Annotated in this window: 9 protein-coding genes; 6 read left to right on the forward strand and 3 right to left on the reverse strand. The window is 59.6% G+C overall.

What is annotated here, in order from left to right; all coding sequences use genetic code 11:
* Positions 1-4 precede the first annotated feature (4 nt).
* Genes mlaD through murA form a run of 5 tightly spaced genes read left to right on the forward strand, consistent with a single transcriptional unit; the run spans position 5 to position 2,939 of the window.
* On the forward strand, positions 5-502 hold the full coding sequence (mlaD, locus tag AB7E19_RS10040) for an outer membrane lipid asymmetry maintenance protein MlaD (RefSeq protein ID WP_010675879.1): 498 nt from the start codon (positions 5-7) through the stop codon (positions 500-502).
* A gap of 2 nt (positions 503-504) precedes the next feature.
* Positions 505-1,137 (forward strand): phospholipid-binding protein MlaC, encoded by a 633-nt coding sequence (mlaC, locus tag AB7E19_RS10045; RefSeq protein WP_039040470.1) that lies wholly within the window; start codon positions 505-507, stop codon positions 1,135-1,137.
* Positions 1,134-1,406, forward strand: coding sequence for an STAS domain-containing protein (locus AB7E19_RS10050; protein WP_010675881.1), 273 nt, complete (start codon positions 1,134-1,136; stop codon positions 1,404-1,406). The genes mlaC and AB7E19_RS10050 overlap by 4 nt, the downstream gene beginning before the upstream one ends.
* Entirely contained in the window at positions 1,406-1,663 is a 258-nt protein-coding gene (gene ibaG / locus AB7E19_RS10055; RefSeq protein WP_010675882.1) for a BolA family iron metabolism protein IbaG, read from the forward strand. Before AB7E19_RS10050 ends, ibaG begins: the two co-directional genes overlap by 1 nt.
* Positions 1,664-1,682: 19 nt before the next feature.
* Complete coding sequence (murA, locus tag AB7E19_RS10060) at positions 1,683-2,939, forward strand: UDP-N-acetylglucosamine 1-carboxyvinyltransferase (RefSeq protein WP_041211853.1); 1,257 nt, start codon at positions 1,683-1,685, stop codon at positions 2,937-2,939.
* A gap of 92 nt (positions 2,940-3,031) precedes the next feature.
* On the opposite strand, the gene pmbA is transcribed toward murA, so the two are convergent.
* Complete coding sequence (gene pmbA / locus AB7E19_RS10065; RefSeq protein ID WP_322131490.1) at positions 3,032-4,375, reverse strand: metalloprotease PmbA; 1,344 nt, start codon at positions 4,373-4,375, stop codon at positions 3,032-3,034.
* Positions 4,376-4,489: 114 nt separating this feature from the next.
* Between pmbA and yjgA the strand changes: the two genes are divergently transcribed.
* Positions 4,490-5,014, forward strand: a complete 525-nt coding sequence (gene yjgA, locus AB7E19_RS10070) for a ribosome biogenesis factor YjgA (protein WP_010672689.1) — start codon at positions 4,490-4,492, stop codon at positions 5,012-5,014.
* An 86-nt stretch (positions 5,015-5,100) separates the two neighbouring features.
* Here yjgA and AB7E19_RS10075 read toward each other — a convergent pair whose 3' ends face one another.
* Positions 5,101-8,184: a transglycosylase domain-containing protein gene (locus AB7E19_RS10075; RefSeq protein ID WP_268451399.1), complete on the reverse strand. Its 3,084-nt coding sequence runs from the start codon at positions 8,182-8,184 to the stop codon at positions 5,101-5,103.
* A gap of 213 nt (positions 8,185-8,397) precedes the next feature.
* Entirely contained in the window at positions 8,398-8,715 is a 318-nt protein-coding gene (tmaR, locus tag AB7E19_RS10080; protein ID WP_010672687.1) for a PTS system regulator TmaR, read from the reverse strand.
* Positions 8,716-9,157: the final 442 nt, after the last annotated feature.

A 9,157-nucleotide genomic window follows, 5' to 3' on the forward strand; every position in this document is an offset into this window, starting at 1 on the left:
AAAGATGAAGTTCAGCAAAGTAGAATTTCTGGTTGGCGCCTTCATGCTGGCTGGCATCGCGGCCATTCTGGCATTGGCACTGCAAGTGGCGGGATTGAGTTTCAAACCGGAAGGAGAAACCTATACCCTGCGCGCCCATTTCGATAATATCGGCGGCCTGAAAGTGCGCTCGCCGGTCAAGGTCGGCGGCGTCGTCGTCGGTCGTGTCAGCGACATCACCCTGGATCCCAAGAGCCAGGTCCCCATCGTTTCCCTGCAGATGCAGAAGAGTGCCGGCGAGTTCTCCGAGACCAGCACCCTCTCCATCCTGACCTCTGGCCTGCTCGGTGAGCAGTACATCGGTCTGGCACCGGGGTTCAGCGATGAGGAGATGGGCACCAGCATGCTCAAGGATGGCGACATGATCGAAGACACCAAGTCCGCCATCGTGCTGGAAGATCTGATTGGCAAGTTCCTCTACAGCCAGTCCTCCCCGGCCAACACACCCGCAACCAAGGAGTAACCATGTTCAAGAAGATCGCCCTGATGCTGGGTCTGATGACCAGCATGCTGTTCTCCCTCGTCGCCCGTGCGGATGTCAACACTTCGGACCCCTATGCCCTCGTGGATCAGGCCGCCCAGCAGACCTTTGCCCGCCTGAAAGCCGATCAGGCCCAGGTGAAGAGCAACCCCGATCACCTGCGCGTTATCATCCGCGAGGAGCTGCTGCCCTACGTGGACAACCGCTTCGCCGCCTACAAGGTGCTCGGCAACCAGATCAAACAGACGACCCCTGCCCAGCGTGACGCCTTTGTGGACGTCTTCACCGAGTACATGGTGAGCTCCTACGCCGACGCCCTGGCACACTTTGACAAGCAGACCGTCAAGGTCCAGCCCGGCAAAGCCGCCGAGAGCAACATCACCGCCGTCAACGTCAGCGTGAAAGAGGCTGGCAAGCCGGACATCTTCCTCGAGTTCAAGCTGCGCAAGAACAACAAGACCGGCGAGTGGAAAGCCTTCGACATGGTTGCCGAAGGGATCAGCCTGCTCTCTGCCAAGCAGAACGAGCTGGGCGGCCTCATTCGCCAGAACGGCATCGATGCGGTGATCGCCCAGCTGCGTGAACACAACGCCAAGCCGCTGGTGATCAAGTCATGATCCTGAGCGGTGACTTGCAGGCCCCGCAGGTCAACGATCTGTGGCAACGCCGCGCCGACTGGTGGCAGGACGATCGGCTCGAACTCGGTGCCGTCACTACCCTGGATTCCGCCGGCCTTGCCCTGCTGGTCAAGTGGGCCAAGGCGGCACTGGCACGGGGTGCCACTCCGACACTGGTGGGTGCCTCTAACGATTTCCATACACTGGCCAACCTCTACGGGGTGGCCAGCCTCTTTCATTCAACCCCGCTCACAACTGAGGACTCATAATGCAAGTCTCTGAAATTGAAGCGATACTCCTCGAGGCTTTGCCATTGTCCGAAGTCCATGTCAAAGGGGACGGCAGTCACTACCAGGTGATCGCCGTCGGCGACATGTTTGACGGCATGAGCCGGGTCAAGAAACAACAGGCCATCTATGCCCCGCTGATGGACAAGATCGCCACCAACGAGATCCACGCTCTCTCCATCAAGGCCTATACCGACGCCGAGTGGAAACGCGAGCGTAAATTCCAGCTGCCCTCCTGATTTGGTAAAGAAGTAAACCATGGACAAATTCAAGATCACCGGCCCCTGCACCCTCTCCGGTGAAGTGACCATCTCCGGCGCCAAGAATGCCGCCCTGCCCATCCTGTTTGCCACCCTGCTGTGTGACGAAGAGGTTCAACTCTCCAACGTACCGCGCCTGAAAGACGTGGGTACCACCCTCAAGCTGCTGGAGATGCTGGGCGCCACCACCAAGGTCAACGGCAACGTGACCGTGCTGACCGGCGCGGTAAACAATCATGTCGCCCCCTACGAGCTGGTGAAGACCATGCGTGCCTCCATCCTGGCCCTGGGCCCGCTGGCAGCCCGCTTCGGTGCAGCAGACGTCTCCCTGCCCGGCGGCTGCGCCATCGGTGCCCGCCCGGTCAACCTGCATGTCCACGGCCTGGAGCTGATGGGTGCGAAGATCGTCATCGAAGAGGGCTACATCAAAGCCCGCGTCGACGGCCGCCTGAAAGGTGCCCACATCCTGATGGACATGGTTTCCGTGACCGGTACCGAGAACCTGATGATGGCCGCCACCCTGGCTGACGGTCGCACCGTGATCGAAAACGCCGCCCGTGAGCCGGAGGTGGTCGATCTGGCCAACTTCCTCAACGCGCTCGGAGCTAACATTCAGGGCGCCGGCACCGATACCCTGACCATCGACGGCGTAGAACGTCTGCACGGTGGCAGCTACAGCGTGCAGCCCGATCGCATCGAGACCGGCACCTTCCTGGTGGGCGCCGCCGTGACCGGTGGCAAGATCACCTGCCGCAACACCGACCCCAGCCTGCTGGAAGCCGTACTGGTCAAACTGGAAGAGGCTGGCGCCCTGATTGAAAAGGGTGACGACTGGATAACCCTCGACATGACAGGTCGCACCCTGAAACCTGTCACCATCAAGACCGCCCCCTACCCGGCGTTCCCGACCGACATGCAGGCACAGTTCACCGTGCTGAACGCGGTCGCCCAGGGCACCGGCATGGTCACCGAGACCATCTTCGAGAACCGCTTCATGCACGTGCCCGAGCTGGTTCGGATGGGTGCCGACATCGAACTGCAAGGCAATGTGGCCATCTGCCGCGACACCCAGCAGCTCAAGGGTGCCCAGGTGATGGCGACCGATCTGCGCGCCTCCGCCAGCCTGGTGCTGGCCGGCTTCGTGGCCGAAGGGGCCACCATCGTCGATCGCATCTATCACATCGACCGTGGCTACGAAGACATCGAGCACAAGCTGCAAGGCCTGGGTGGTCGCATCGAGCGCATCAAGGAATAAGCTGGCTTCACCATGAGCCGACGATAAAAAGGCCCCCTCGCAAAGCGAGGGGGCCTTTTTCATGGCCGTGTACCAGATCGGACGGAGGGGGATCAGTGCCCCGCCAGTTTCATCTGCTCGACCAGTACGGAGCCGGTCTTGAGACTGGAACGCTCATCCTCATCACTGCCCACCGCCACGATATGGCTGAACATGTCGGCCAGATTGCCTGCAATGGTGATCTCCTCCACCGGATAGAGGATCTCGCCATTTTCAACCCAGAAACCGGCTGCGCCGCGGGAGTAATCACCATTGACGATGTTGACCCCCTGCCCCATCAGCTCGGTCACCAGCAGCCCGGTGCCCATCTCTTTGAGCATGCCCTGGAAGTCCTGGCCGGTATTGGAGACCTGCCAGTTATGGATGCCCCCGGCGTGGCCCGTGGTGGTCAGGCCCAGTTTGCGGGCGGAGTAGGAGGTGAGCAGCCAGCTCATCAGCTCGCCGCTGCGGACGATGTCCATGTCGCGGGTGCGAACCCCTTCCCCGTCGAACGGGGTGCTGGCAAGTCCTCCCGGCAAGTGGGGGAACTCCTGGATGGTGAGCCACTCGGGCAGGATCTGCTTGCCCAGTTTGTCCAGCAGGAAGCTCGACTTGCGATAGAGGTTCCCCCCACTGATGGCCATCACCAGATGGCCCCACAGACCGGCAGCGGTATCGGGGTGGAACAGCACAGGGGCATGGCGGGTACTGATCTTGCGAGCCCCCAGGCGGGAAACAGTACGCTCCACCGCCTCGTCAGCGATGCGCTGGGGGCTCCACAGCCCGTTCAGGGAGCGGCTGGAGGAGTAGCCGTAGTCGCGCTGCATGTCGCCATCCTGCTCGCCGATCAGTACGCAGCTCAGGGAGTTGCGCGATGCAGCATAGCCTTTGACGAAGCCGTGGCTGTTGCCATAGACCTTGACGCCCAGGTGGCTGGAGAAACTGGCTCCGTCAGAGTGCTTGATGCGGGCATCCCGCCCCAGGGCCAGCCGCTCGCACTCGATGGCCAGCGCGATGCCACGCAGGGGATCCAGCTCGATTTGGTGGCACAGTTGCAGGTCCGGGGCATCCCAGGCCAGCAGATCCGCATCCGCAAGACCGGCGCAGTCATCGGGAGAGGTGTGGCGGGCGATCTCCATGGCCGCTTCCACAGCGGCGCGAATGGCCGGCTTGGTCAGATCCGTGGTGGAGGAGGACCCCTTGCAACCGTCGCGATAGACGGCGATGCCGAGTGCGCCATCCTTGTTGAATTCGATGCTTTCCAGCTCGCAGCCCCGGGTGTTCACCGAGAGGCCGGTCTGTTTGCTGATGGAGACTTCGGCAAGCCCGGCGCCCAGCCCTTTCGCTATCTCAAGAGCCTCGGCGACCACGGCCTCGAGATGGGATTGATCCTGGCGGATTTGATCTTGCTGGTCCATAACTCACATCTGTATGAAGGGAAGGAAAGGGGCTAAGCATATCAGACCCCTGCGCCCAGCGGGAGAAGCTGGTAACATATCCGCCAAACGTGAATGACAGGAATACAGAGACCGATGAGTCAATATCAAGACGACAACGAGTGGGAAGACTGGGGCCCCAGCAAGAGCCAGCTCAAGCGTGATGCCGAGGCATTGCAGAAGATGGGGGAAGAGATCGTCTCCCTGAGTCACAGCGAGCTGGAGAAGATTCCCCTGGATGAAGAGCTTGCCGAAGCGGTCGAGCTGGGTCGCAAGCTCAAGCCGAAGAAGGATGAGTCCTTCCGTCGCCATCTCCAGTTCATCGGCCGTCTGATGCGTAGCCGCGATGTGGCCCCCATTGAAGAGGCTCTCTCCATCATCAAGATGCGTCACTCCACCGTGAACGCCCGCCTGCACCGCCTCGAACAGTGGCGCGAGCGGCTGATCACCGAAGGCGACAGCGCCCTCAACGAGCTGATGTCCCAGTTCCACGAGCTGGATCGCCAGAAGCTGCGTCAGCTGATCCGCACCGCCAACAAGGAACGGGAGCTGAACAAGCCGCCGGTAGCCTATCGCGAGATGTACCAGTACCTGCGCGGTGAAATTGAAGATCTGTTGTAAGTGATGACTCACGTCCACCTCATGGCGGCATGCAGTACATAATCAAACGGGGCCGAAATGGCCCCGTTTTTTCATGCGATGTCCGCTCAGCTGCCCGCCATGCACTGGGTGTGAGTAGCGGGTTGCAGATAGGGCACCAACAGGGGGGCCATCCCCTTGAGCACCTGTACAGGCAGCGCCGACGTGAAGCGGAACTTGTCGGACTGGCTGCCTGGTACATAGGCCGTCAGCGTGCCGAAGTGATCATCCCCGATGTAGAAGACGAAAGTCGCAGTCCGGTTGCGAGCCAGTGAACTGGTCACATTGCCGTAGCGACCCACCGTCTCGATCCGGTTGTCCCCGGTCCCCGTCTTGCCCCCCAGGGCCAGGACAGTACCATCCTGCAAGGCGAAGGCCCCGGCGATGCGCCGCGCCGTCCCCCCTTCCACCACCTTGGAGAGTGCATTGCGCAAGGCGTTGGCCACCTCGGCAGGCATCACCCGTTCCCCCTGGGTGTTCGCCGGCTCAAAGACGGTGGCGAAGGGAGTCCCCTTGGCAAAGGAGAGGTGTTCGATGCGCAGGGTGGGGGCGCGCACGCCACCGTTCTGGATGATCCCCATCAGCTCGGCCAATGCAGCAGGACGATCGCCCGAGCTGCCCAGTGCGGTCGCCAGGGACGGAACCAGGTGATCGAACGGGTAGCCCAGGCGAGCCCAGCGCTGATGGATGTCGAGGAAGGCCTCAACCTCCAGCATGGTGCGGATCCGGCTATCCCGGGCACTGCGATGACGGGTCTTGAACAGCCAGCTGTAGACCTCCTGACGCTCGTCACGGCTGGCGGTTACCGCATCGGTAAAGGTGGCCTTGTCAAACTCCTTGAGATAGGCAAGCAACCACAGCTCAAGTGGATGCACCCGTGCGATATAACCTTGATCCGGCAGAGAATATTTGCCGGGGCCGTAATTGGTATAGAGCTGCTCTATGCGCTTCTCGGTCAATTTCTCCCGCGGCAGGCGCTTGGCCAGGAAAGCGGCAAAGTCGGCCTGGGAGGCTTCCGGCATCAGATAGCGATGCACCGCGGCGAGACGCACCGCGCTGGGTTTGAGACCATCGAGGAAGGTATCGAGCTGCTCTTCTGCACTCTTGCCGCGATATTTGCGCCAGAACCTCAGCAGATAGGTCTGCCCCTCCTTGTCGGCAAACTTGGCGAGATACTCGGTACGGCGAGGATCCCTGTCATCTTTCAACAACTGGGCACGATTTCCCTCCTTGTAGAGGCTGTAGCGGACGATGTCCCGCATCAAGCGCACGAAGGGCAGGTTGATGGATTCCCGCAGCGCATCGCGAATGGGCGGGATGCGACCGTTGTCTTCCTTGCGGAAGTTGTTGAAGGTGTGCATGCCACCGCCGGTAAAGAAGCCTTCATAGGGACTCGCGGAATACTTGCGGTCCAGTGCGGCCTCCAGCATCACCGGCAGGCTTCTGTCCTTGGCACTCATCAGATAGGCGATGGCCCAGCGGCTGATGTTGTCCTGATCGGACACTTCGATCTTTCGCAGGCTCTCCACCGGCATGTTGCCGTAGCTGTCATGCAACTCGGTGACAATCTCGAGATAGGTCGTCAGCACCCGCAACTTGGCGGTGGATCCCAGTTCAAGCTTGCTGCCCTCGTTGATGTCGAACGGCTGGTCCGTGTTGTCGGTCTGCACCCTCACCTTGACCCCTTCCGGCGTCTTCTCGAACAGGGTAAAGCTGTACTTCACATCACCCGTCTTCTCCGGCGAGAGCAGGCGCTCACCAAACAGGCCCACCTGGGCTGCGAATGCAGGGTCTGCCAGTTGCTGCAGATACCGTGACACCTCGTTCTGCAGCGGCATATTGAGGGTGGTGTTGGCCGTCAGATCCATGCGGTCCAGATCATAAAGCTGCACCCCGAGCTGACGACTGAGACGAGTGCGAGCCACCTGCAGTCCCTTGTTGTTGTTGACTCGAGTGATGGCAGGTGCCTGCAGGAAATCGCGGAAGACCAGCTTGGCCTTGAGAGCCGACTCCATCAGGGGGGGCGTGATCATTCCCTCCTGCACGAAGAGTCGCAGATAGCTGTCTGTCAGGGTAGACAGTGCTTCTCTACCCTGCGCCAGGTAATAGGAAGGACGGCGGTGGGCGATCATCAGGGAGACAACCTGGCGCAAGGCAAGGCCCTGCTCGGCCAGGGTAGAATCCTGGTTGCGAGCGGGATCCAGCAGTCGATTCACCTCATCGACATTGGCGCCAAACCAGACCCAGAGGCCATCACCGAGACCGTGCACCTCGCCATAACCGGGCGCCGCAGAGAGCGGGACCGAGTTGAGGTAGGCCCAGGCAACCAGCTTGCGGGCCTCCAGGGTCTCGGGCCCCAGCCGATAGGCACGAACGCTGGCCGAGACCATCTGGCGGATCTTCTCGGTCGGCGAAACGGTCAGTCCATCGGGAGAATGACGATACTTTTCCACCTGGGTCGCAAGGGTACTGCCGCCAGCAGATTGATCCTGCATATCCAGCGCCTTGCCCACCTGAGACAGCGCCGCCTTGGCAAAGCGCGGCCAGTCTACGGCCGGGTTGGCCAGCGGTTCCTTGTTGCTCAGGAGTTCACGGTTCTCGATAAACAGCAGAGACTGGATGACCAGGGGCGGTATGGCATTGAAATCCGGATAGTAATGAGTCGGATACTTGTACTGGTAGAAAGGCTCGGCACGGCAGTCATAGAGTGTCAATCCTGCCTGGACCTTCTCGGTATAAGGCACGAAGAAACCGTGGCTGGCGTAGTTGTAGAGCGCATCGGAAAAACGGACCTGTTCGCTCACCTGGTAGCCACGCTGAACGAGACGTTCCTGGATCATGGGCATCAGCACATAACCGAGTCGCTTGTCGAACGGGCCGTCGTCGGGGAAGGCAATCTGCTTGCTGGGGCCGGGTTCGAGCTGATAGGTCAGGGTGGCCGCATAGCGGGAGATCTCCTGTGACTGCAGTCGGGAGGTCTTCATTTCATAACCCACCAGGGCGACCACGGCAGCCAGGCAAAGCAAGAAGATAAAACAGAACAACCAGCGCCACCAGGGTCGGCGTTTACGCTGCTGTTGCCCGTCCGTATTAGGTACGGATGAATCCTGAGATGCCACTTTATTTGAATCCGTCTGTTTTGATGCGCCCATATCAGCCCCACCATGGTTGCGCAATTTATTGTCTTTCAATCAAGCTTAGTCGTTTCAAGTCAAGGGCTTGAAATCTATTGACCGCTTTGCAGCGATGTTAACAGGGCGATTGTGAAAATGGGAGCCGATTGTTGCAACGCGGCAAGAGATCCGAGCTGCGGCATGAAAATGAAACACCGGCCAGAGGCCGGTGTTGACGAGAGCGGGGCGGTATTATTTGCTGGTGCTCATACTCTTCAGCTTGGTACTCAGCTCCTTGCGCTCCTTGGAAAGCTCGGCATTTTTAATGATATGGTCATCTACGCGCTCTTCATAATCGGTCCGCATGTTGGCGATGATGGCCTGAACCTCGTCAATGCTCATACCGGGTTTGATATAGTCACTCAGGTTGTCGAGCAACAGTACCCGCTTCTGGTTGTCACGGATCTTTTTCTCGTTGTCCGCGATTTCACGCTTGAGCTTGTTCTGACGACGGGACATACGCACATATTCCAGCACATCGTTGAAGGTTGACTTGTTTACTTGTTCCATATCGGTACCACTGAGTGAAGGTGAATAAAAACAGGCGGAGAGTCCCATACCAGAAAAAGAAACCGAAACCATGGCACGGGCAAACCCGGAATGCCCCTTACTCTACCGAGTTATGATTCAGATACAACCCCAATCGCAGCGCGGGCGGCGGGTTTAGACAGAACGGATCCGACTGGGTTATTACGCGAAAAATGATGAAAACGGAGAGAGCCAACATGTGGGTTCAATGCGGCCAGAGCAGCCGCAACTTTTTCCGGTACAGGCAACAAGTGAACGACGAACAGCACCATAGTGCCCGTTTGCCCTCCAGTGAGTGCTGAATTTCAGGCAATAAAAAACCCCGCTCGAGTGAGCGGGGTTTCTTGTATTGGGTGCCTGGCAGTGTCCTACTCTCGCATGGCGAATGCCACACTACCATCGGCGCTACAGCGTTTCACTTCTG

The organism is Aeromonas sp. (assembly GCF_050252055.1).
GTDB classification, from domain to species: Bacteria; Pseudomonadota; Gammaproteobacteria; order Enterobacterales; family Aeromonadaceae; genus Aeromonas; species Aeromonas caviae.